Source organism: Pseudomonas sp. JV245A (assembly GCF_032424515.1).
In the GTDB taxonomy this organism is placed as follows: Bacteria; Pseudomonadota; Gammaproteobacteria; order Pseudomonadales; family Pseudomonadaceae; genus Aquipseudomonas; species Aquipseudomonas protegens.
Window position 1 is genome coordinate 1 of the sequence record NZ_VYKE01000010.1, and the last position, 23,497, is coordinate 23,497.

A 23,497-nucleotide genomic window follows, 5' to 3' on the forward strand; every position below is an offset into this window, starting at 1 on the left:
CATAGGCCAGGTAGCCGGTGTCGCACCCGCCCCACTGCTCGGGCACCAGCATGCCGAAGAAACCCAGCTCGGCCATCTCGGCAATGGCTTCCTTGGGAAAGCGGTGCTCGCGGTCCCAGTCGGCGGCGAAAGGCTTGAGGCGCTCCTGGGCGAATTGCCGGGCCGCGTCGCTGATCTGCAGTTGTTCGTCATTGGGCAACATCGGGATTCCTCGTTACAGGCATTCAACGGCCATGGCCGTGGCTTCACCACCGCCGATGCAGATCGCGGCCACGCCACGCTTGAGGCCTTTCTGGCGCAGGGCCGACAGCAGGGTCACCAGGATCCGCGCACCGGAAGCGCCGATCGGGTGGCCCAGGGCGCAAGCGCCGCCGTGCACGTTGACCTTGGCGTGGGGGATTTCCAGCTTGCTCATGGTGACCAGGCTGACCACGGCGAAGGCTTCGTTGATCTCGAACAGGTCGACCTCGTTCAACGACCAGCCGGTCTTCTTCATCAGCCGCTCGATGGCACCCACCGGGGCCACCGGGAACAGCCCGGGGGTATCGGCGAAGGCCGCGTGGCCGTGGATCACTGCCAGGGGCTTGAGGCCGCGCTTGTCAGCTTCGGAGCGGCGCATCAGCACCAGGGCCGCGGCGCCGTCGGAGATCGAGCTGGAGTTGGCCGCAGTCACGGTGCCACCGTCGCGGAACGCCGGTTTCAAGGTAGGGATCTTGTCCAGCTTGGCCTTGGGCGGCTGCTCGTCGTCGCTGATCAGCTTCGACTCCTTGCCGACCATCACCTGCAGGGGAACGATCTCGTCCTTGAACAGGCCGTCCTTGATCGCCTGCTGGGCACGGGTCAGGGAAGCCACGGCGAAATCGTCCTGGGCCTGGCGGGTAAAGCCGTTGGCCTCGGCGCAATCCTCGGCGAAGGTGCCCATCAGGCGGCCCTTGTCGTAGGCGTCTTCCAGGCCGTCGAGGAACATATGGTCCAGCACCTTGCCGTGGCCCATGCGGTACCCGCTGCGAGCGCGGTCCAGCAGGTACGGGGCGTTGGACATGCTTTCCATGCCACCGGCGATCACCACCTCGGCGCTGCCGGCCAACAGCATGTCGTGGGCCAGGATGGTGGCCTCCATGCCGGAACCGCACATCTTGTTCAGGGTGGTGCAGCGGGTGCCCTTGTCCAGGCCGGCGCCCAGGGCGGCCTGACGGGCCGGGGCCTGGCCGAGGCCGGCGGACAGCACGCAGCCGAACAGCACTTCTTCGACCGCCTGCGGTGCAAGGCCGGCGCGCTGGACTGCGGCGCGAATGGCTTCGCTCCCCAGTTGCGGCGCGCTGAGGCCTTTGAAGTCTCCCTGGAAACCGCCCATGGGGGTACGGACGGCGCTGACGATGACAATCGGATCTTGGGCAATGGACATGATGAATCCTCCTTATTTGGCGGCCATGCGCAAGGCGCCGTCGAGACGGATCACCTCGCCGTTGAGCATGCTGTTTTCAATGATGTGCCGCACCAGCGCGGCGTACTCGGCGGGCTTGCCCAGGCGTGGCGGGAATGGCACGCCGGCGGCCAGGCCGGCCCGCACTTCGTCGCTCATGCCGGCCATCATCGGGGTTTCGAAAATACCCGGGGCGATGGTCATCACCCGGATGCCGAAGCGTGCCAGCTCCCGGGCCACCGGCAGGGTCAGGCTGGCGATGGCGCCCTTGGAGGCAGCGTAGGCCGCCTGGCCGATCTGCCCGTCGAAGGCGGCGATGGACGCCGTGTTGATGATCACCCCGCGCTCGCCGTCGGCATTGGCCGGGCTTTCGGCAATGGCTGCTGCTGCCAGGCGCAGCAGGTTGAAGCTGCCGATCAGGTTGACGTTGATCACCTGGCTGAAGCTGGCCAGGGCGTGGGGGCCGTTCTTGCCGAGGATTTTCTCGCCACGCACGATGCCGGCGCAGTTGACCAGGCCGTTGAGCCCGCCAAAGGCCTTGACCGTGGCCTGCACCGCCGCTTCGGCCGCGGCTTCCTGGCTGATGTCGGCCACCACGCTCTGGCAGCCCAGCTGCTGGGCCTTGGCCGCCACGGCCTCGGCATTGAGGTCCACCAGCATCACCCTGGCGCCGGCGGCGACCAGCATTTCGGCGCTGGCGGCTCCCAGGCCGGAAGCGCCGCCACTGACGAGAAACACCTGGTTTGCAATGTCCATCATTCAAATCCTGTTCATGCGGTAGCTGTTGACGCCGCGGCCTCTTGAGCCTTGGCGATTTCCTGGTTGCGCAAGATAAAGCGCTGCAATTTGCCGCTTGGGGTCTTCGGCAATTCGCTGACAAATTCGATTTCACGGGGGTAGGAATGAGCCGCCAGGCGCTTGCGCACGTGCTGGCGCAACTCCTCTGCCAGCTCATCGGTGGCGCGGTACTGCTCGCTGAGCACCACGAAGGCCTTGACCAGTTCGGTGCGCTCCGGATCGGGCTTGCCCACCACCGCCGCTTCCACCACGGCCGGGTGTTCGATCAGCGCGCTTTCCACGTCGAACGGGCCGACCCGGTAGCCGGAGGTGGTGATGACATCGTCACTGCGGCCCACGAAGCTGATGCTGCCGTCCTGGTTCAACTCCACGGTATCGCCGCTTAAGTAGTAGTTGCCGACAAAGGCCTTGGTCGGCACCCCGGCGTAACCGGCGAACCAGCACATGGGTGACTGGCTGCGGTCGATGGCCAGAATCCCCGGCTGGCCGACGCCCAGTTCCTGGTAGTGCTCATCCAGCACCACGATACGGTGGCCCGGCGAGGCGAAACCGGCGGCGCCGACATGCACCGGGTGCTCCAGGCCGTGGTGGTTGCACAGAACCATGCCCAGCTCGGTCTGGCCGTAGTGGTCGTGGATCACCACGCCCAGTTGTTCGGCGAACCAGCGGATGACTTCGGGGTTGAGCGGCTCGCCGGCGCTGCTGACGATACGCAGGCGGCCCTTGATCGAACGGGCAAACTGGTCGCCGCCAGCGATCAGCAGGCGGTAGGCAGTGGGCGAACCGGTGAGGTTGGTGATGCCGTACTTGTTGATCACCCGGCAGGTGCTTTCCAGGGTGAAGGGGCCATCGTAGAAGGTGATCGGGTGGCCCAGGCCCAAGGGCCCGGTGACGCCGAAGTAGATGCCGTAGGCCCACCCCGGGTCGGCGACGTTCCAGAAGGCGTCTTCCGGGCGCAGGTCCACGGCGTCGCGGGTGTAGGCCTGGAACGCGACTATGGCCTTGAGCGGCACTTCCAGGGCTTTCGAGGGGCCGGTGGTGCCCGAGGTGAACATCAGCAGGAATGGGTCTTCGCCGGTCAGCAGCACGGGCTCGCACTGGGCCGGGTACTGTTCCAGCTCGGCCCAGAAGCTGAAGTCACCGCGCACGATGCCCTGGCCCTTGGCGCCTGCGACCGTGACGATGGTCGGGCACTCGGCGACTTCCGCCAGCTTGGGCCGGTTCACCGCGTCGCTGACCACCAGCTTGGCCTTGGAGCTGTTGAGGCGGTGCTCGATGGCCTTGGGGCCGAAGGCGGTGAACAGCGGCTGGTACACCGCGCCAATGCGCCAGGTGGCCAGCACCGTGATCAAGAGTTCGACATTGCGTGGCAGCAGCCCGGCGACCTTGTCGCCCTTGCCGACCCCCTGGGCCAGGAAGAAGTTGGCCAGGCGCCCGGCCTTGTCCTGCAGTTCAGTGAAGGTGTAGCTGGCGCTGCTGCCGTCCCGGCCTTCCCAGAACAGCGCGATGCGCCCGGGCAAGGCATGCCGGTCGCAGCACTCGACACAGGCATTGAGGGCTGAGAGCGAGCCCGCCAGGGCCGACTCCATGGTGTGCTGATAATCGAATTCCTTGATAGCAGACAGGTAGTTGCGCATTGCCAGAATCCCTCACTGTTCTTATTAGGATGGGAACCTCATGAAAATCAGGGAAATACTGGCGCCAGAGCCCTCGCGGAACAATGGTCAAAGCTATCAAGTTGCGTGACCGGTTTGGCCAAGAGCACGCCCCGCCACGGTTGGCGGCGGCACCTGAAATTGCCGTAGGCGCTGGCTTGCCAGCGAAGGCGTCAGCCCGAGCGGTGCAAGGCTTGCGGGCCCTTTCGCCGGCAAGCCGGCTCCTACGGGGGATGAGGGTTACCGCCTGTGTAGGAGCTGGCTTGCCAGCGAAGGCGTCGTCTCGGGCGGTACAAGGCTTGCGGGCCTCTTCGCCGGCAAGCCGGCTCCTATTGGGGGATGGGGTTACCGCCTGTGTAGGAGCTGGCTTGCCAGCGAAGGCGTCGTCTCGGGCGGTGCAGGGCTTGCGGGCCCCTTCGCCGGCAAGCCGGCTCCTACGAGAGGTGCGGGTCGTTGAGGATCAGGCTGCGGTAATGCCCGGGGTTGGAACCGGACCATTTGCGAAAGGCCTTGTAGAACGAGCTGGTGTCGGCAAACCCCAGGCGCCCGGCTATCTCGGCAAAGCTGATCTGCGGCTCGGCCAGCCAGACAATCGCCAGTTCCTTGCGCACGCTGTCCTTGAGCGCCTGGTAGCTCTGGCCCTCTTCGGCCAGGCGCCGGCGCAGGGTCGAGGCGGACATGCACAGGCTCTGGGCCAGGCTTTCGCTCTCGGGCCACTGCTCCCCTGGCAGGTGCCGCAACTGCTGCTTGATGCGGCTGGCCAGGCTCTCGGGGTCGCGGTACTTGACCAGGATGTTGGCCGGGGCATGGGCCAGGAAGCGCTTGAGCTCTTCCTCGCTGCGCTTGATCGGCAGGTCCAGGCAGTCGGCGGCGATGATCATCCGTGTGCGTGGCCGCTCGAAACGCAGGTTGTCGGAGAACATCACCCGGTAGTCGTCGCAGAAATCCGGCTGCGGGCCGCGCAGCTCGATGGCCAGGATCGGAATGCGCCGGCCCGCCAGCCAGCAGGCCACGCCGTGGACAATCATCCAGTAGGTGAAGTAGGTAAAGGCCCGCCGCGGCTCGTGTTCATCCTCCAGCAGGACGATTTCCGCCAGGCTCTGCTGGTGCACCAGCTGCGCCGGCATGCGCTCGAACATCAGCGTCAGAAAGCCCAGCACCGAGTCCAGCCCGCTGGCCAGGGTCGGCTGGGCCATGGCCGAGCGGCAGAGAAAGGCCAGGCTGCCGGACTTCAGGCGGCGCGGGTCCATGCCGAAGAACTCATCGTCCAGGCGCCGCGCCAGCAGGCGCCAGAGCCGTGCATAGGCACTGGCCGGTACCCGCGCCGTGCCCTGCTGCAGGCCCGCCGGGTCGATCCCGACCTTGTGCAGCACTTCATCGGTGGCGGCGCCCGGGGCGCAGCTTTGCAGCAGTGCCTCGCGCACCAGTTGCATGGAGATGGTGTCTTTTTCCGACATCGCGGCCAACGGTTTACTCAATCCTGGGATGGCCATCTTAGGCAGTGACCGGGAAAAAGCCAGTGGGCTTTGGTCCCCCCCTGCATGCCCTTTGCCACTCTCCGCCAGCCAGGGCCCGGTAGCAGCGGACTGCGTCCGATGTTCAGAAGTAAACCCGAGACCACGCTGAAATGGTCGCCACCAGGACAAGATAAATACCCATAAGGAAGTGATTTATCCCAAGAATTGCTAGGAAAAGACTGAATGTAGCCAGGTCCGCATAAGCATCATTGAATGCGCAGTTATTAGGAATTAGTCTCGTTTGCGATTTGATCTCATCAAGCAAGCGAGTGATTCCAATGAATAAAAAATCCCCACCTGCCTTGCCGCCACGCCACTTCCTGGCCTCCACCATCGGCTTCACGATCGCCTCTGTACCAGGCGTTGGCGGCGCCGCAGAACAGCAGAAACCGCTGCAGCTGGACAGCATCAAGATCGAGACCGAAGAGCATCGCGGCTACAAGGTCGAGCGCTCGTCCTCCGCCAAATACGTCGCGCCTCTTCTGGATACCCCGCAAACCATTACCACGATCCCCTCCCAGGTGATCCAGGAGCAGCAGGCGCTGAACCTGCGCCAAGTGCTATCCAACGTCTCCGGCATCACCTTCAACGCCGGCGAAGGTGGCGGCGGCTCGGGAGACAGCATCAACATCCGCGGCTTTTCGGCCAACAGCAACCTACAGATCGACGGCCTGCGCGACAGCGCGCAAAGCAACCGTTCCGACACGTTCAACGTCGAACAGGTCGAGGTCATCAAGGGCCCCAACTCGGTATTCGGCGGTGCCGGCACCACTGGCGGCAGCATCAACGTGGCCAGCAAGCAGCCCAGGGACCAGGCTTTCACCCGTCTGGGCGGCAGTATTGGCAGCGACAACTACTACCGGTTGACCCTGGACGGCAACCAGCCGCTGGAAGGCGTCGGCACCAACAGTGCGCTGCGCATCAACCTCATGGGGCATCAGAACGATGTGCCCGACCGCGAGAAGATCGACCGCCAGCGCTGGGGCATTGCTCCGTCACTGCGGCTGGGTTTCAACGACACCACCCGCCTGACTCTCAGCGCTTTCCACCAAAGCGACGACAACCTTCCCGACTACGGCGTGCCGGCGCGCGACGGCAAGAGGCTGGCCGGCGTCAAGCGCGATGCCTACTTCGGCTGGAAGAACCTCGACAAGGAACAGATCGAGCAGAGCGCCTTCACCGCCAACTTCGAGCATGAGTTCAACAACTACCTGCGCCTGCAGAACTTGACGCGCTACAGCCACACCGCACGCGACACCATTGTCTCCGCGTCCCATACCAACACCAGCCGTGTCCCGCCGGGCCGCTACCTGCCGGCGGGCCCCCAGGCCTATGGGCGCGACGCTACCACCGAGATGTGGATCAACCAGAGCAACCTCATCGGCGATTTCGAGCTCGCCGGGATGCGCCATGATCTGACGGTGGGCCTGGAGCTGTCTCACGAAACCCTGGACCTGAAGACCTACAGTCACGGCCTGGGCAGCACCCTCTACCCGGCCCTCGGCTATGACCTGGGCCATCCACCCGGACGCTGGAATGGTCCGATCAGCAAGACCACCGGCGGCTACACCGAGACTCGCCTGACGGACCAGGCGCTGTACCTGTTCGACAACATCGCCCTGCATGAACAATGGGACCTCAACCTGGGCCTGCGCTATGACAAGATCCGCGGCAAGGCTGACAGCTACTCCGGGGCCCATGTGAAAACCTCGAAGCGCGCCTCCGATGACGCCAAGGTCAGCGCCCGCACGGGCCTGGTGTTCAAGCCAACCGAGAACGGGCGGATCTATGCCGCCTGGGGCAACTCCTTCAACCCCTCCGCCGAGAACCTCGCCTCGACCGGCAGCGGCCTCAACGCCAATACCGAGGAGCTGGCGCCGGAGAAGAACGAAACCTGGGAGCTGGGCACCAAGTGGGAACTGCTGGACAAGCGCCTGGAGCTGGACGCCGCGCTGTTTCGCGTGGAGAAGAGCAATGCCCGGGAAACCATGTCCGACGGTTCCACCCAACTGGCCGGCAAGAAGCGGGTACAGGGCGTCGAACTGGGCCTCACGGGGCGTGTGACCGAGCATTGGAACCTGTTCGCCAACTACACCTTCCTCAACAGCGAGACCCTGAAGGCCGCGGACACCGCTTCCGGGATCGCCCGCAAGGGCCAAGCCCTGGGCAACACCCCACCGCGCTCGTTCAACCTCTGGACCACCTACGAATGGCCGGCTGGCTGGACCCTGGGTTACGGCACTCGTTATGTCAGCGAACGCAACGTCACCTCCAGCACCCAGGCCAAGCTGGACGCCTACTGGGTACACAACGCCATGCTCAGCTACAAGGTCAACCGCAATCTCGACCTGCAACTGAACGTCAATAACCTGTTCGACAAGGACTACGTGGAACGAGTACGCCAGCAGAGTGGCTCAACCGCCCGCTCCTCGGCCATCGAATACGGCGATGCACGCTCGGCGATCATGACAGCCAGCTATTCGTTCTGACCCACCCCTCCAGGCGAAGCCCTTTTGGCCAGGGCCTCGCCGCCGTTCTGCGCGGTTTTTCGCCCGGCAAGCCCGACTACGCAGCAAACCAATACGCAATTTTCTCGATTTTTTCCGGCAAGGCCGGACAAATCCTTGCCCAATGGCGGCTGGCGCCGGCCGAACGTTTTCAGTGCAGTGCAAAAAAGTATCGGTTTCAGTGTTATGGATGATTTGTCAGAGCGGTCGTTGAGGGCTGTAATCAGCCCACCTTCTTCCTCGGCAGAGGAAGACATAACAACAATAACCGTCCTTCTGCAGCCCTCACCGGCGCAGGACAGGAGTGAACGATGAAACCCTGCAGCAAAGCCCTGCTCCTCACCACCTGCATGACCCTCAGCAGCGTCACCCTTGGCGCCCAGACCCTGACCATCGCCACCGTCAACAACAGCGACATGATCCGCATGCAACGCCTGTCCAAGACCTTCGAGGCCGAGCACCCGGACATCAAGCTGAACTGGGTGGTGCTGGAAGAGAACGTGCTGCGCCAGCGCCTGACCACCGACATCGCCACCCAGGGCGGGCAATTCGACGTGCTCACCATCGGCATGTACGAAGCCGCACTCTGGGGCGCCAAGGGCTGGCTGCAACCGATGCAGGACCTGCCGGCCAGCTATGAGCTGGACGATGTCTTCCCTTCGGTGCGCGAGGGCCTGTCGGTCAAGGGCACTCTCTATGCCCTGCCGTTCTACGCCGAAAGCTCCATGACCTACTACCGCACCGACCTGTTCAAGGAGGCCGGCCTGAGCATGCCCGAGCGGCCGACCTGGGAGCAGATCGGCGAATTCGCCGCCAAGCTCAACAAGCCCGACCAGGAACAGTACGGCCTGTGCCTGCGGGGCAAGGCCGGCTGGGGCGAAAACATGGCGCTGATCGGCACCCTGGCCAACAGCTACGGGGCGCGCTGGTTCGATGAGAAGTGGCAGCCGGAGTTCACCGGGCCGGAATGGAAGAACGCCCTGACCTTCTATGTCGACAACATGAAGAAGTCCGGCCCGCCGGGGGCTTCGAGCAACGGTTTCAACGAAAACCTGGCGCTGTTCAACAGCGGCAAGTGCGCGATCTGGGTCGACGCCAGCGTGGCCGGCTCTTTCGTCACCGACAAGAGCCAGAGCAAGGTCGCCGACCATGTGGGCTTCACCTACGCGCCGCACCAGGTCACTGACAAGGGCAGCGCCTGGCTGTACTCATGGTCCCTGGCGATCCCCGCCAGTTCCAAGGCCAAGGACGCCGCCAAGACCTTCAGTGCCTGGGCCACTTCCAAGCAGTACGCGGCCCTGGTGGCCGAGAAGGATGGCATCGCCAATGTGCCGCCGGGCACCCGCGCCTCCACCTACAGCGAGGCCTACATGCAGGCCGCGCCGTTCGCCAGGGTCACCCTGGAATCGCTGAAGGTCGCCGACCCGAGCAAGCCCACCCTAAAGCCCGTGCCCTACGTCGGCATCCAACTGGTGACCATCCCCGAGTTCCAGGCCATTGGCACCCAGGTCGGCAAGTTGTTTTCCGCCGCCCTGATCGGCCAGACCACGGTGGACCAGGCCCTGGCGGCCGCGCAGCAGAGCACCGAACGGGAAATGAAACGCGCCGGCTACCCGAAATAACCCGGCTCTCCCTGTAGGAGCCGGCTTGCCGGCGAAGAGGCCCTTGAGTCTTGCGCAGTGTTCAAGGGCGCCTTCGCTGGCAAGCCAGCACCTACGGGCAGCCCGGCCGTGCCAGCGCCGTGTCGCGCCCCCCTGTACCCAACTGGTTGTGACCCTTATGAATACCTCGACTGCCAAGCTGCATGTGCAACCGCAGGCGGCGCCTCGCAAAAGCCGCCTGGCCAACCCCGGCTGGTTCCTGGTCAGCCCCTCGGTGGCGCTGTTGCTGCTGTGGATGATCGTGCCCCTGGGCATGACCCTGTACTTTTCAGTGATCCGCTACAACCTGCTGTACCCCGGCGAGAACCAGTTCGTCGGCCTGGAGAACTTCAGCTACTTCCTCAGTGATTCGGGCTTTGTGCCCGGGGCCACCAACACCCTGTTGCTGGTGGGCAGCGTACTGCTGATCAGCGTGGTGTTCGGGGTACTGATCAGCGCCCTGCTGGAGGCCAGCGAGTTCCTCGGCCGGGGCATCGTCCGGGTGCTGCTGATCTCGCCGTTCTTCATCATGCCCACGGTGGGCGCGCTGATCTGGAAGAACCTGATCTTCCACCCGGTGTCGGGGATCCTCGCCGCGCTGTGGAAACTGTTCGGCGCCCAGCCGGTGGACTGGCTGGCGCACTACCCGCTGCTGTCGATCATCGTCATCGTTTCCTGGCAGTGGCTGCCGTTCGCCATCCTGATCCTGATGACCGCCATGCAGTCCCTGGACCAGGAACAAAAGGAAGCCGCGCGCCTCGATGGTGCCGGGCCCATCGCCATCTTCTGGCACCTGACCCTGCCGCACCTGGCCCGGCCGATTGCCGTGGTGGTGATGATCGAGACCATCTTCCTGCTGTCGGTGTTCGCCGAGATCTTCACCACCACCAACGGTGGCCCGGGCTACGCCTCCACCAACCTGGCGTACCTGATCTACAACCAGGCCCTGGTGCAGTTCGACGTCGGCATGGCTTCGGCCGGCGGGCTGATCGCCGTGGTCATCGCCAACATCGCCGCGATCATCCTGGTGCGGATGATCGGCAAAAACCTGACTGACCAGAGCTGAGGTGGCCGCCATGACCCTGCAACAATCCCGACGCCTGCAAAGCCTGCTACTGGGCACCCTGGCCTGGGCCATCGCGATCCTGATCTTCTTCCCGATCTTCTGGATGGTGCTGACCAGCTTCAAGAGCGAGATCGACGCCTTTGCCACGCCGCCGCAATTCATCTTCACGCCAACGCTCGAGAACTACCTGCACATCAACGAGCGCAGCAACTACCTGGCCTTCGCCTGGAACTCGGTGGTGATTTCCTTCAGCGCGACCGCCCTGTGCCTGCTGATCGCGGTGCCGGCGGCCTACTCCATGGCCTTCTTTGAAACCCGCAACACCAAGCGCACCCTGCTGTGGATGCTCTCCACCAAGATGCTGCCGCCGGTGGGCGTGCTGATGCCCATCTACCTGCTGGCCAAGAGCTTCGGCCTGCTGGATACGCGCATCGCGCTGATCGTGATCTACACCCTGATCAACCTGCCGATCGTGGTGTGGATGGTTTACACCTACTTCAAGGACATCCCCCGGGACATCCTCGAAGCCGCCCGCCTGGACGGCGCCACCCTGGCCCAGGAGATGCTGCGGGTACTCATGCCCATTGCCAAGGGCGGCCTGGCCTCCACCGCGCTGTTGTCACTGATCCTGTGCTGGAACGAAGCCTTCTGGTCGCTGAACCTGACCTCTTCCAACGCCGCCCCGCTGACCGCGCTGATCGCCTCCTACTCCAGCCCCGAAGGGCTGTTCTGGGCCAAGCTCTCGGCGGTCTCGACCCTGGCCTGCGCGCCGATCCTGATCTTCGGCTGGATCAGCCAGAAGCAGTTGGTGCGCGGCCTGTCCTTTGGCGCGGTGAAGTAACTCTGAAATTGCGGAGACATCCCATGGCTCACCTGAAAATCAACAACCTGCAAAAAGGCTTCGAAGGCTTCGACATCATCAAGGGCATCGACCTTGAGGTGAACGACAAGGAATTCGTGGTCTTCGTCGGCCCCTCGGGCTGCGGCAAGTCCACCCTGCTGCGGCTGATCGCCGGGCTGGAGGAAGTCAGCGGCGGCAGCATCGAGCTGGACGGTCGCGACATCACCGAAGTCAGCCCGGCCAAGCGCGACCTGGCCATGGTGTTCCAGACCTACGCCCTGTACCCGCACATGAGCGTGCGCAAGAACATGTCCTTCGCCCTGGACCTGGCGGGGGTCGACAAGGCCCTGGTGCAGCAGAAGGTCGACGAGGCGGCGCGCATCCTGGAACTGGGGCCGATGCTCGAACGCAAGCCCAAGCAGCTGTCCGGCGGCCAGCGCCAGCGCGTGGCCATTGGCCGGGCCATTGTGCGCAACCCGAAGATCTTCCTGTTCGACGAACCGCTGTCCAACCTCGATGCCGCCCTGCGGGTACAGATGCGCCTGGAACTGGCGCGCCTGCACAAGGAACTGCAGGCCACCATGATCTACGTGACCCACGACCAGGTGGAAGCCATGACCCTGGCAGACAAGGTGGTGGTGCTCAATGGTGGCCGGGTGGAACAGGTGGGCTCGCCCCTGGAGCTCTACCATCGCCCGGCCAACCTGTTTGTCGCAGGCTTTCTCGGCACGCCGAAGATGGGCTTTCTCAAGGGCCGCATCAGCCACGTCGACGGCCAGGGCTGCGAGGTCCAGCTGGATGCCGGGGCACGCCTGCGCCTGGAACAGAGCGGTGCGCAACTGAGCCTGGGCAGCGAGGTGACCCTGGGCATCCGCCCCGAGCATCTGGAGTTGGGCGAGCCCGGCCCGGGCAGCCTGGCAGTCACCAGCGACGTGGCCGAGCGCCTGGGCAGCGACACTTTCTGCCATGTCCGCAGCAGTTGCGGTGAAGCCCTGACCCTGCGTATCCGCGGTGACCTGGCGAGCCGCTACGGCGAACAGCTGCACCTGCACCTGGCCCCCCAGCACTGCCATCTATTCGATGCCCAGGGGGGCGCCGTGTCCCGCCCCCTGCGCGCCGCCGCCTGATCCCAGAGAGCCCTGCATGAAACTCAAACGCTTGAACCTCAGCCAACTGCCGCCCCAGGTGCGGGTACCCGCCTACACCGTCACCGCCACCCGCCAGGGCATCGCGCACATTGGCGTCGGCGGCTTTCACCGGGCCCACCAGGCCTATTACACCGATGCCCTGATGAACCTGGGCCAGGGCCTGGACTGGAGCATCTGCGGGGTCGGCCTGCGCTCCGAAGACCGCCGAGCGCGGGACGATCTGGCCGGCCAGGACTACCTCTACACCCTGTACGAGCTGGGCGATGGCGACGACCACGAGGTGCGGGTGATCGGCGCCATCAGCCAGATGCTGCTGGCCGAGGACGACGCCCAGGCGCTGATCGACAAGCTGGCCAGCCCGGAGATCCGCATCGTCTCCCTGACCATCACCGAGGGCGGCTACTGCATCGACGACAGCACGGGCGAGTTCATGCTGCACCTGCCGCAGATCCAGCACGACCTGGCCCATCCGCAACAGCCGCGCACGGTATTCGGCTTTCTCTGCGCGGCCCTGGCCCTGCGCCGGGCCGCGGGGATCCCGGCCTTTACCCTGATGTCCTGTGACAACCTGCCCCACAACGGCGCGGTGACCCGCAAGGCGCTGCTGGCCTTCGCCGCCCGCCGCGACGCCGACCTGCATGACTGGATCGAGCGCCACGTGAGCTTTCCCAACGCCATGGTCGACCGCATCACCCCCATGACCAGCACCGCCCACCGCCTGCAACTGCACGATGAGCACGGCATCGACGATGCCTGGCCGGTCGTCTGCGAGCCCTTTGTGCAGTGGGTCCTGGAAGACAAGTTCTGCAATGGCCGGCCGGCCTGGGAACAGGTCGGCGTGCAGTTCACCGACGACGTCACGCCCTATGAAGAGATGAAGATCAAGCTGCTCAACGGCAGCCACCTGGCCCTGACCTACCTGGGCTTTCTCAAGGGCTACCGCTTCGTCCACGAAACCATGAACGACCCGCTGTTCGTCGCCTACATGCGCGCCTACATGGACCTGGACGTAACCCCGCAACTGGCGCCGGTACCGGGCATCGACCTGGCGGCCTACAAGGACACCCTCATCCAGCGCTTCTCCAACCAGGCGATCGCCGACCAGCTGGAGCGGGTGTGCAGCGACGGTTCGTCGAAGTTTCCCAAGTTCACCGTGCCTACCATCAACCGGCTGATCGCCGATGGTCGTGATACCGAGCGTGCGGCCCTGGTGGTGGCGGCCTGGGCCCTGTACCTCAAGGGCGTGGACGAGAATGGCCTGAGCTACCGGGTTCCCGACCCGCGGGCCGAGTTCTGCCAGGCCCTGGTGGCCGACGATACCTTGCTGACCCAGCGTTTGCTGGCGGTGGAAGAAATCTTCGGCTCGGCGATTCCCCATTCCAGCGCGTTTGTCGATGCTTTCGAGCGCTGCTTCAACAGCTTGCGCGAACATGGCGTGAGCAAGACGCTGGAGCGGTTGTTGGCCAGGCCCGTGTAGCCGCTGCCGCAGGCTCGGCAGCGGCTACAGCTCGACAATAATCACCCACACCAGGAGCGACGATGACTCAACCCGCGCTTTTTCTCGGCCTCGACTGCGGCACCCAGGGCACCAAGGCGCTGATCCTCGACAGCCGGAGCGGCACCGTCCTGGGCCGGGGCGCTGCGCCCCACAGCCTGATCAGCGGCGCCAATGGCTGCCGCGAACAGGATCCCGCGCAGTGGCTGCAAGCCTGCACCAGCGCCACCCGGCAGGCCTTGCAGGCGGCCGGGGTGGATGGCCGGCAGGTGCTCGGTGTCGGGGTTTGCGGCCAGCAGCACGGTCTGGTGCTGCTGGATGACCAGGGCCAGGTGCTGCGCCCGGCCAAGCTGTGGTGCGATACCCAAAGCAGCGCCGAAAACCAGCGCCTGCTGGACTGGCTGGGGGGCACCCAGGGCTCCCTGGAGCGCCTGGGGCTGGCCATTGCCCCGGGCTACACGGTGTCGAAACTACTCTGGACCCGGGAGCAGCACCCGGAACTGTTCCAGCGCATTGCGCATATCCTGCTGCCCCACGACTACCTCAATTTCTGGCTGACCGGGCGCTGCTGCAGCGAGTACGGCGATGCCTCGGGCAGCGGCTATTTCGATGTGCGCAGGCGCGACTGGGACCGCGCCCTGCTGGCCCATATCGACCCCAGCGGGCGCCTGGAGCGGGCCTTGCCGCCGTTGCTCGAAGCGCACCAGCCTGTGGGCCGGATCCTTGCGCCGGTCGCCCGGCAACTGGGGATCAGCGCGGATGCCTGGGTGGCCAGCGGCGGTGGCGACAACATGCTGGGGGCCATCGGCACCGGCAATATCCAGCCCGGAATCATCACCATGAGCCTGGGCTCCTCCGGCACCGTGTATGCCTACGCCGAGCGCCCGCTGATCAGCCCCGAGCCTTCGGTGGCGACCTTCTGTTCGTCCAGCGGTGGCTGGCTGCCGCTGATCTGCACCATGAACCTGACCAACGCCACCACCCTGGTGCGCGAACTGCTGGGCCTGGACCTTGCCGCTTTCAACCAGCGGCTGGAGCAGGCCCCCATCGGGGCCGAGGGGCTGTGCCTGCTGCCGTTCTTCAACGGCGAGCGAGTGCCCGCCCTGCCCCAGGCCCAGGGCAGCCTGCACGGTATGACCCTGGACAACCTGACCCCGGCCAACCTGTGCCGCGCGGTGGTGGAAGGCACCACCTTCGGTTTGCGCTACGGCCTCGACCTGTTGCGCGCAGCGGGCCTGCACAGCCAGAGCATCCGGCTGATCGGCGGCGGTGCGAAAAGTCTGCTGTGGCGACAGATGGTCGCCGATATCATGCATGCCCCGGTGATCTGCCCCCGCGAGGCCGAAGCCGCCGCATTGGGCGCGGCGATCCAGGCAGCCTGGTGCCATGGCCGGCTGGATGATCCGGACCTGGACCTGCAACAACTCTGCGAGCGCTGCGTGCGCCTCGACCCGGGCAGCGAAACCCAGCCCCGGGCCGAACACGTGGCGGCCTACGAACCGGTGTACCAGCGCTATCGACAGCAACTGGCAAGCCTTTGAAGAGCGAATGACTATGTATCTGGTGTGTGGCGAAGCGCTGTTCGACTTTTTCAGCGCGGATGAGGCCGGGGCCCCGGCCAGTAAAGTGGCGTTCCAGGCGATCGCCGGGGGCTCGCCGTTCAACGTGGCAGTGGGCCTGCGCCGCCTGGGCGTCGATGTCGCCCTGCTGGCCGGGCTGTCCCGGGACTACCTGGGCCAGCGCCTGCGGCGGGTGCTGGAAAACGAAGGCGTGGATACCCGCTACCTGCGGGAATTCGACGCCCCCACCACCCTGGCCATGGTGGCCGTGGGCGCCGATGGCTCGCCCCACTACAGCTTTCGCGGCGAGGGCTGTGCCGATCGCCAGTTGCAAGAAGAGCACCTGCCGCAGCTCGACGCACAGGTGCGCGGGCTGCATATCGGCTCGTTTGCCCTGGTGGTGCAGCCGATTGCCGATACCTTGCTGGCCCTGGTGCGCCGTGAGCGGGGGCAGCGGCTGATCAGCCTGGACCCCAACGTACGGCTCAACCCGCAGCCGGATATCCAGCTGTGGCGCCAGCGCATCGCCGAACTGGCCGGCCATGCCGACCTGATCAAGGTCAGCGACGAAGACCTGACCCAGCTGTACCCCGGGCAGGCGCCCGAGACGCTGATCCGGGGTTGGCTGCAAGGCAATGCCCGGCTGGTGTTCCTGACCCGTGGCAGCCAGGGCGCGACGGTGTTCAGCCGTGGGCATGGCAGCTGGTCGGTGGACGCGCCCCGGGTGGAGGTTGCCGACACCGTGGGCGCCGGAGATACCTTCCAGGCCGCGCTGATCACCTGGCTGACCGAACAGGGCCTGGATTCCCCCCAGGGCCTTGAACAGCTCGATCGCGAACAGACCGACGCCCTGCTGCGTTTCGCCGTCAACGCCGCGGCCCAGACCTGCACCCGCACCGGCCCGGACCTGCCGTACCGACATCAACTCCCGTAGCCGCCGGCTTGCCGGCGAAGAGGCCCGCAAGCCTTGCGCAATTGCGGCTACCGCCTTCGCTGGCCAGCCAGCTTCTACCAGAGTCGTCGGTCAGAGCAGCGAGAAGTTGTAGCTGACGATCAGGCGGGTTTCGTCCATGTCGCGGGCGATCTTCTGGTAGTTGCTGCGGTAGGTGGCGTTGCGCAGGCGCAGGCTCACGTCCTTGAAGGTGCCGCTCTGCACCACGTACTTGAGCTCGCTGTCGCGCTCCCATTCGCGGCCTTCGCGCAGGCTGCCCGGGACCTTGATGTGGTCGCCGCTGACGTAGCGGGTCAGGAAGCTCAAGCCGTTGAGGCCAATGGCCTTGAAGTCATAGTCATAGCGCAGTTGCCAGGAACGCTCCTGGATCGCAGCGAAGTCGTTGACCTGCACATAGTTCACCAGGTACGGGTTGCTGCCATCCAGGTAAGGCATGGAGTTGTCGCCGTACATGCGCTGCCAGCCGGCACTGAACACGTGCCCGGCCACGCTGTAGCCGAGCATGGTGCTCAGGGCGCGGTTGTCGATGCCGCCGGCGCGCTCGGCGCCGGTGTCGGCACTCTTGAGCAGGCGCAGGTCGCCTTTGAGCACGCCGGGCCCCAAGGGCTGGTTGGCCAGCAGGCCGACAAAATGCTGACGGTAGATGTCTTCCAGCTCGGCGTAGTGGTACTGGCCGGTCAGGCGATCGTTGAACTTGTAGTCCACCCCATAGGTGTCGAAGTGATCCGCCGTGGTGTTGCAGGCGTAGCGCTTGTTCTTGCAGTGCACGCGGATGTCCTGGGCATCGCTGGAGTCCCGCGCGGTGTAGCGGTTCAAGCGGGCCGCGGTCAGGGTCAGGTCCTTGACCTCCCGGGAAGTCAGCACCGCGCCGTTGAACATGGTGGGCAGCAGGCGCCCGTCGTTGTACTTGAGCAGCGGCAGGTCCGGCAACTGGGCGCCGTACTTGAATACCGTCTGCGAGACCCGGACCTTGGCGGTCAACCCCAGCTTGGCGTACTGGTCCGCCGAGCCCCGCGGGTCGTGACCGCTGGAGGGCAGCAGGCCGCTGTTGCTGCGGTCGGGGCTGGAGTCGAGCTTGATCCCCAGCATGCCCAGGGCGTCCAGGCCGAAACCCACGGTGCCCTCGGTGTAGCCCGATTGCAGGTTGAGAATAAAGCCCTGGGCCGATTCTTCACGCTTGGATGCGCCCTGGTCGGTGCTGGTGTGGCCGTCGCGAAAGTCCCGGTTGAAGTAGATCGTGCGCGATTCCAGCTTGGCGCTGCTGTCTTCGAAAAAACCCGCCGCATTGGCCAGAGGGGCAAAACCCGCGCACAGCACGGCAGCGCCGAGGCCCAGCAATGGGCACGGATTGAGTAAGGGGAAAGGGGGACGCATGAACAGGCTCCAGCAGCAAATCAGTGACGCGAGGTAAAGAAAAAGACCCAGGTGAAATTCATCCAGCGAATCTGTGATCGCCAGCTGAATTGATTGAATCAATGAAGACCGGCAATGATGGCAGATAGCCCCTACCCTCCCAACCCGACTTTAGTCTGACGCCCGCCTGGTCATAACCGGCGCTACCCGTCCCGCCTTGCCAGCCATATCTTTGAAAAAACCGATCAATTTCAACAGTTTTCAAGTTGCAGAAAAGCGTCAAAAAAACTGTCCGACTGCTCAGCTTCACCTTCGAAACCCAGGATGCCGTAGCAGGTAATGTCAAAAAGGCATTAGCTTTTCGTCTCACCACACTACCGTTCGTCGGTTTTTTCAGTCATTTATTAACAAAAACCAACTATTTGACGCTTTCCATGATGACCATCATGAAGACTCTTAACTAATTGTTTTTAAACATTATTTTATTCATCGAAAAATAAACAAAACACAGCTGTCATTTATGTAACACAGCAAAACGTCAATTAAACGTCTCTACGTTATGGTAGTGTCAAAAAAAGAGCGTGATAGCGGCAATGTGCCATACGCCTTTTCAGAAGGTGAGAACCACCCTCACCCCAACACTCATCATGGACGAGGTCGTTCCCTTGGAAGTCAGCGTTTTTGGTACTGGCTATGTTGGCCTGGTGCAAGCAGTTGCCCTGGCCGATGTCGGGCATAACGTGGTCTGTGTCGATATCGACAGCCACAAGATCGCCCAGCTGCAACGTTCTATTCCGCCGATTCACGAGCCGGGCCTGGCGACCCTGATCGAAGAGAATCAAAAGGCCGGCCGATTGCACTTCACCACCCAGGCCAGCGATGCAGTGGGCCACGGCAAGGTGATTTTCATCGCGGTCGGCACTCCCTCCAACGAAGACGGCTCCGCCGACCTCGACCATGTCCTGGCGGTGGCGCGCAACATTGCCTGCCTGATGTTCAGCGACAAGACCCTGGTGATCAAATCCACGGTGCCGGTGGGCACCGCCGATCTGGTGATCGAGACCGTCGCCGAACAACTGGCAGACCTGGGCAAATCCGAACTGCGGGTGCACGTGGTCTCCAACCCGGAGTTCCTCAAGGAAGGCTCGGCCGTGGCCGACTGCATGCGCCCGGACCGGATCATCGTCGGTTGCGCCGACGACCTGCCCCGCCAGCAGTTGAGCGAGCTATACGCGCCCTTCAACCACAACCATGACCGCTTGATGTTCATGGACAACCGCAGCGCCGAGCTGGTCAAGTACGCGGCCAACGCGATGCTCGCCACCCGCATCAGCTTCATGAACGAGATGGCCAACCTGGCGGAACGCCTGGGGGTGGACATCAATGCCGTGCGCAAGGGCATCGGTGCCGACCCGCGCATCGGCTACCACTTCATCTACCCCGGCGCCGGCTTCGGCGGCTCGTGCTTCCCCAAGGACCTGCGGGCGCTGATCCACACCGCAGAAAGCCACGGGCTGGAACCGCACATGCTCAAGACCGTGCGCGACGTCAATGAGCAGCAGCGCCAGGTGCTGTTTCGCAAGCTCAAGGCGCACCTGGGGGACAACCTGCAGGGCAAGGTCATCGCGCTCTGGGGCCTGGCCTTCAAGCCCAACACCGACGACATGCGCGAAGCCACCAGCCGCTACCTGATGCAGGCACTGTGGGAAGCCGGGGCCAAGGTCCAGGCCTACGACCCGGAAGCCATGACCGAATGCCGGCGCCTGTACGGCTACCGCGATGACCTGCAACTGTGCGCCACCCGTGACGACACCCTGCAAGGCGCCGACGCGCTGGTGATCTGCACCGAATGGAAGGCCTTTCGCGTGGTGGACTTCACGCTGCTGCGCGAGACCCTCAGGGATCGCCTGGTGGTCGACGGCCGCAACCTCTACAACCCGCAACAGGCAGCGGATGCCGGCCTGCATTACCTGAGCATCGGCCTGCCCTACCGTGTACCGGAGGCATTGCGCGCATGAATATCCTGATCACCGGGGCCGCCGGATTCATCGGCGCCCATACCGCACTGCGTTTGCTCAAGGATGGGCACCAGGTCACCGGGCTGGATAATTTCAACGACTACTACGACCCCCAGCTCAAGCGCGACCGGGTGCGCTGGGTGGAACGCCAGGTAGGGCACTTTCCCCTGCAGCGCCTGGACCTGGCCGACAGCGAGGGCCTGGAACGGCTGTTCGCCGAAGTACGGCCCCAGGTGGTGATCAACCTCGCCGCCCAGGCCGGGGTGCGCTATTCCCTGGAAAACCCCAAGGCCTACCTGGACAGCAACCTCAGCGGTTTCCTCAACCTGCTGGAGATGTGCCGGCGCTACCCGGTGCAGCACCTGATCTACGCCTCGTCCAGTTCGGTGTACGGGGCCAACCAGCAGACCCCGTACAAGGTCAGTGACAACGTCGACCACCCGCTGTCGCTGTATGCGGCCAGCAAGAAAGCCAACGAGCTGATGGCCCACAGCTACAGCCACCTGTTCGGCGTGCCCGCCACCGGCCTGCGCTTCTTCACGGTGTACGGCCCCTGGGGCCGGCCGGACATGTCGCCGATCCTGTTCGCCGACGCCATCAGCCAGGGCCGGCCGCTGAAACTGTTCAACTACGGCATGCACCAGCGCGACTTCACCTACATCGACGACATTGTCGAATCCCTGGTGCGCTTGCTGGGCAAGCCGCCAGTGCGCGATCCGCTGTGGGACCGGGAACAGCCGGACCCGTCCACCAGCATGGCGCCCTGGCGCCTGTTCAACATCGGCGGCCAGCGCCCGGTGGAGCTCAAGGACTACGTGGCGACCCTGGAAAAACTCCTCGGCCACAAGGCCCAGGTGGAATACCTGCCGCTGCAGCCCGGCGATGTGCTCAACACCTGCGCGGATGTCAGCGCCCTGGAAAACCTCACCGGTTTCGGCCCCCAGGTGCCCCTGGAGGAAGGCCTGCGCGAGTTCGTCCAGTGGTACCTGAGCTACTACCCGGGCGCGGCGTCCTGAGCCGCGACAGCCGAACGTTTTTACCCAACCCCTGCAATGGAAGTATTCCCGGTGGATATGGATAGACCTCTCTCATCGCCCACAACCGAGGTGCCCGCCCCGCTGCACATCGACCGGCGCAACGACCCGTTCCGGCGCAAGGTCCAGGCCGCCATCGACCTGCAACAGCACGGCTGGATCACCGGCCGCGACGGCAGGCGGCCCTGGACCCTGTCGCGCAGCAAGCGCCTGACCTCGGCGCTTTTGGCCGCGGTGCTGCTGGTGCTGCTGTCGCCGGTGCTGCTGGTCGTGGCCCTGCTGATCAAGCTCACCAGCCCCGGCCCGGTGTTCTTCGTGCAGTTGCGCACCGGTTTTCGCGGCCGGCGCTTCGGCATGTACAAGTTCCGCACCATGGTGGTCAACGCCGAGGCCCTGAAGGATTCGGTGCGCCACCTGAACAAGCACGGCGCCGACTCGGTGGATTTCAAGATCGACCGCGACCCGCGGATCACTGGAATCGGCGGTTTCCTGCGCCGTACCAGCCTCGACGAGCTGCCCAACCTGATCAACGTGGTGCTCGGCCAGATGCGCATCGTCGGCCCGCGCCCCACCTCGTTCCATGCCCAGACCTACAAGGAACACCACCTCGGCCGCCTGAGCATCTACCCGGGGATCACCGGCCTGTGGCAGGTATCCGGGCGCAGCGACGTGGATTTCGACGGCCGCGTGACCCTCGACATGACCTACATCTTCCAGCAGAGCCCCTGGCTCGACCTGAAGATCCTGATCAAAACCCCTTTCAAGGTCCTCAATGGCCACGGAGCAAGTTGAAATGGCGGCAGCAACCTTTGCCAGTCTGAAGATCCAGAGCCCCAGCGAAAGCAACCTGGCGGTGACCGTACTCGACCAGGAACTGCGGGTCATCCTGCTGACCGCGGCCAACCGCAACAGCGGCGTCACCAGCAGCAGCCTGAGCATGGCCAACGAACTGGCGCGCACCAGCCGCGGCCGGGTGCTGGTGGTGGACACCAGCCTCTCGGACAGCAGCCTGACCCGGCGCCTGGCCCTGGATGAGCGGCCCGGCTTCCTCGACCTGGCACTGGCCGAAACCCCGCCGCCCCTGGCCTCGTGCATCGAGAGCAGCGACGCGGTGAATTTCGACTTCCTGCCCCTGGGCCGCCGCCAGCAGTACAGCGAGCGCCTGACCCCGGAACTGCTGCGCGAACTGCTGCAGGCCCTGGCCGAGGAATACCGCTTCGTGATCATCGACGGCGACCCGGTCTACAGCAGCGGCGACATCCTCACCCTGGCCACCCAGGTCGACGGCGTGGTGCTGGTGGTGCGCAGCGAGGAAACCCGCTGGGAAGTGGCCCAGGCCGCCGCCCAGCGCCTGATCCAGGCCGAGGCCAAGTTGATCGGCAGCGTGTTCAACGCCCGCAAGTACTACATGCCCAAGTGGGTTTATGACCGTCTCTGACCGGCACAAGGACCGTGTAACCATGAACAAGCCAAGACTTTCCCTGCTGAGCCTGTCACTGCTGCTGGCCCTGGGCGGCTGCGTCAATCGCGAGCCGCAGCAGATGCCGGTGCAGATCCTCAGCGCCCCGGCCGACCAGGCACAGCTCACCGAGGTGGTGCCCATCGAGCAGGTGCTGCGGCCCCAGGACGTGCTGGACGTGATCTTCCATATCGGCACCACCAGCCAGCAGCGCTACCTCGTGCAGCCTGGCGACCAGGTGGATGTGACCTTCCTCACCGCTCCGGAACTGGGCGGCAGCAAACTGGTGCTGCCCGACGGCAGCATCGACATGCCCTACGTGGGCAATATCCAGGTCGCCGGGCTCTCCGCCGAACAGGCGCGCCAGGTCCTGGAAACCCAATACGCCAAGGTGCTGAAGAAGCCGCAGATCAACTTTTCGATCTCCCACGCCATGGCCCAGCTGGACAACCTGCGCACCAGCCTGACCAACCCGGCCACCGGGCTTAGCCGCGAGATCGTCGTGGGCTCCGACGGCCGCGCCAGTTTCCCGCTGCTGGGCAGCCTGTCGTTGCAGGGCAAGAGCCTCAGCGAGCTGCAGACCCTGGTCAACCAGCGCTATGCCAAGGAGGTGGGTTCGGTGAGCGTCGATGTGCTGCTCAAGACCACCGCCTCCAACGAGGTGTTCGTCATGGGCGAAGTCGGCCAGCCCGGAGCCTACCCGATCCGCCGGCCGATCTCGGTGCTTGAGGCCCTGACCCTGGCCAAGGGGGCCGGCCCCACTGCACGCCTGGATTCGGTGGTGATCATGCGGCGCAAGGGCAACCAGGTCGAAGCCCGGGTCTACGACGCCGACGCGGCGCTGGACGGCAAGGCCCTGCAATTCGCCTACCTGCAGCCCGACGACATGCTCTATGTGCCCAAGACCCGCCTGGCCAAGGCCGGCGCCCTGAGCAAGCAGCTGGCGGACGTGATCATGTTCCAGGGTGTCGGGTTCAGCTTCGGCTACCGCGTCGACAACAAAGAAACGAACAACAACTGAGTTCCCTCTTG

The 23,497-nt window shown here is 64.5% G+C and carries 20 protein-coding genes; 13 read left to right on the forward strand and 7 right to left on the reverse strand.

The window, feature by feature from the left end:
* The 5 genes from F6S12_RS04830 to F6S12_RS04850 form a co-directional block, all read right to left on the reverse strand.
* Positions 1 to 202: acyl-CoA dehydrogenase family protein (locus F6S12_RS04830; protein WP_315868763.1), on the reverse strand; the 202-nt coding region annotated here is incomplete at its 3' end.
* A gap of 12 nt (positions 203 to 214) precedes the next feature.
* The gene (locus F6S12_RS04835) at positions 215 to 1,405 is read right to left on the reverse strand and encodes an acetyl-CoA C-acyltransferase (protein WP_161467118.1); all 1,191 of its coding nucleotides are present in this window, start codon (positions 1,403 to 1,405) and stop codon (positions 215 to 217) included.
* 12 nt (positions 1,406 to 1,417) lie between these two features.
* The gene (locus F6S12_RS04840; protein ID WP_011061354.1) at positions 1,418 to 2,179 is read right to left on the reverse strand and encodes an SDR family NAD(P)-dependent oxidoreductase; all 762 of its coding nucleotides are present in this window, start codon (positions 2,177 to 2,179) and stop codon (positions 1,418 to 1,420) included.
* 14 nt (positions 2,180 to 2,193) lie between these two features.
* Entirely contained in the window at positions 2,194 to 3,858 is a 1,665-nt protein-coding gene (locus F6S12_RS04845; protein WP_011061355.1) for an AMP-binding protein, read from the reverse strand.
* Positions 3,859 to 4,310: 452 nt separating this feature from the next.
* Complete coding sequence (locus F6S12_RS04850; protein WP_123578014.1) at positions 4,311 to 5,333, reverse strand: AraC family transcriptional regulator; 1,023 nt, start codon at positions 5,331 to 5,333, stop codon at positions 4,311 to 4,313.
* Positions 5,334 to 5,671: 338 nt separating this feature from the next.
* Here F6S12_RS04850 and F6S12_RS04855 point away from each other — a divergent pair, with 338 nt between their 5' ends.
* On the forward strand, positions 5,672 to 7,882 hold the full coding sequence (locus tag F6S12_RS04855; RefSeq protein ID WP_315868764.1) for a TonB-dependent siderophore receptor: 2,211 nt from the start codon (positions 5,672 to 5,674) through the stop codon (positions 7,880 to 7,882).
* Here F6S12_RS04855 and F6S12_RS04860 read toward each other — a convergent pair.
* Entirely contained in the window at positions 7,870 to 8,157 is a 288-nt protein-coding gene (locus F6S12_RS04860; protein WP_015635661.1) for a hypothetical protein, read from the reverse strand. The two genes, F6S12_RS04855 and F6S12_RS04860, sit on opposite strands and share 13 nt — an antisense overlap.
* A gap of 93 nt (positions 8,158 to 8,250) precedes the next feature.
* On the opposite strand from F6S12_RS04860, the gene F6S12_RS04865 reads away from it, so the two are divergent.
* The 7 genes from F6S12_RS04865 (at position 8,251) to F6S12_RS04895 (ending at position 16,583) form a co-directional block, all read left to right on the forward strand.
* Positions 8,251 to 9,522 (forward strand): ABC transporter substrate-binding protein, encoded by a 1,272-nt coding sequence (locus tag F6S12_RS04865; protein WP_254616230.1) that lies wholly within the window; start codon positions 8,251 to 8,253, stop codon positions 9,520 to 9,522.
* Between the two features lie 157 nt (positions 9,523 to 9,679).
* Entirely contained in the window at positions 9,680 to 10,606 is a 927-nt protein-coding gene (locus F6S12_RS04870) for a carbohydrate ABC transporter permease (RefSeq protein WP_011061358.1), read from the forward strand.
* Between the two features lie 10 nt (positions 10,607 to 10,616).
* Positions 10,617 to 11,447: a carbohydrate ABC transporter permease gene (locus F6S12_RS04875; protein WP_011061359.1), complete on the forward strand. Its 831-nt coding sequence runs from the start codon at positions 10,617 to 10,619 to the stop codon at positions 11,445 to 11,447.
* A 23-nt stretch (positions 11,448 to 11,470) separates the two neighbouring features.
* Positions 11,471 to 12,574, forward strand: a complete 1,104-nt coding sequence (locus F6S12_RS04880; RefSeq protein ID WP_315868765.1) for a sn-glycerol-3-phosphate ABC transporter ATP-binding protein UgpC — start codon at positions 11,471 to 11,473, stop codon at positions 12,572 to 12,574.
* Positions 12,575 to 12,590: 16 nt separating this feature from the next.
* Positions 12,591 to 14,072: a mannitol dehydrogenase family protein gene (locus tag F6S12_RS04885; RefSeq protein ID WP_123473415.1), complete on the forward strand. Its 1,482-nt coding sequence runs from the start codon at positions 12,591 to 12,593 to the stop codon at positions 14,070 to 14,072.
* A gap of 62 nt (positions 14,073 to 14,134) precedes the next feature.
* The gene (gene xylB, locus F6S12_RS04890; protein ID WP_015635664.1) at positions 14,135 to 15,631 is read left to right on the forward strand and encodes a xylulokinase; all 1,497 of its coding nucleotides are present in this window, start codon (positions 14,135 to 14,137) and stop codon (positions 15,629 to 15,631) included.
* A 13-nt stretch (positions 15,632 to 15,644) separates the two neighbouring features.
* Complete coding sequence (locus tag F6S12_RS04895) at positions 15,645 to 16,583, forward strand: carbohydrate kinase family protein (RefSeq protein WP_041118255.1); 939 nt, start codon at positions 15,645 to 15,647, stop codon at positions 16,581 to 16,583.
* 90 nt (positions 16,584 to 16,673) lie between these two features.
* Here F6S12_RS04895 and F6S12_RS04900 read toward each other — a convergent pair whose 3' ends face one another.
* Positions 16,674 to 17,975 (reverse strand): OprD family porin, encoded by a 1,302-nt coding sequence (locus F6S12_RS04900; protein ID WP_053158615.1) that lies wholly within the window; start codon positions 17,973 to 17,975, stop codon positions 16,674 to 16,676.
* A 644-nt stretch (positions 17,976 to 18,619) separates the two neighbouring features.
* Here F6S12_RS04900 and F6S12_RS04905 point away from each other — a divergent pair.
* Genes F6S12_RS04905 through F6S12_RS04925 form a run of 5 tightly spaced genes read left to right on the forward strand, consistent with a single transcriptional unit; the run spans position 18,620 to position 23,486 of the window.
* Positions 18,620 to 19,972, forward strand: a complete 1,353-nt coding sequence (locus F6S12_RS04905; RefSeq protein WP_152686224.1) for a UDP-glucose dehydrogenase family protein — start codon at positions 18,620 to 18,622, stop codon at positions 19,970 to 19,972.
* Positions 19,969 to 20,988: an NAD-dependent epimerase gene (locus F6S12_RS04910; RefSeq protein ID WP_011061366.1), complete on the forward strand. Its 1,020-nt coding sequence runs from the start codon at positions 19,969 to 19,971 to the stop codon at positions 20,986 to 20,988. Before F6S12_RS04905 ends, F6S12_RS04910 begins: the two co-directional genes overlap by 4 nt.
* A gap of 57 nt (positions 20,989 to 21,045) precedes the next feature.
* On the forward strand, positions 21,046 to 21,798 hold the full coding sequence (locus F6S12_RS04915; RefSeq protein WP_315868766.1) for a sugar transferase: 753 nt from the start codon (positions 21,046 to 21,048) through the stop codon (positions 21,796 to 21,798).
* Between the two features lies 1 nt (position 21,799).
* Positions 21,800 to 22,444 carry a CpsD/CapB family tyrosine-protein kinase gene (locus tag F6S12_RS04920; RefSeq protein ID WP_011061368.1) on the forward strand — a complete coding sequence of 215 codons (645 nt, stop codon included), beginning with the start codon at positions 21,800 to 21,802 and terminating at the stop codon, positions 22,442 to 22,444.
* Between the two features lie 22 nt (positions 22,445 to 22,466).
* Positions 22,467 to 23,486, forward strand: a complete 1,020-nt coding sequence (locus F6S12_RS04925; protein WP_011061369.1) for a polysaccharide biosynthesis/export family protein — start codon at positions 22,467 to 22,469, stop codon at positions 23,484 to 23,486.
* The last annotated feature ends 11 nt before the right edge of the window (positions 23,487 to 23,497 follow it).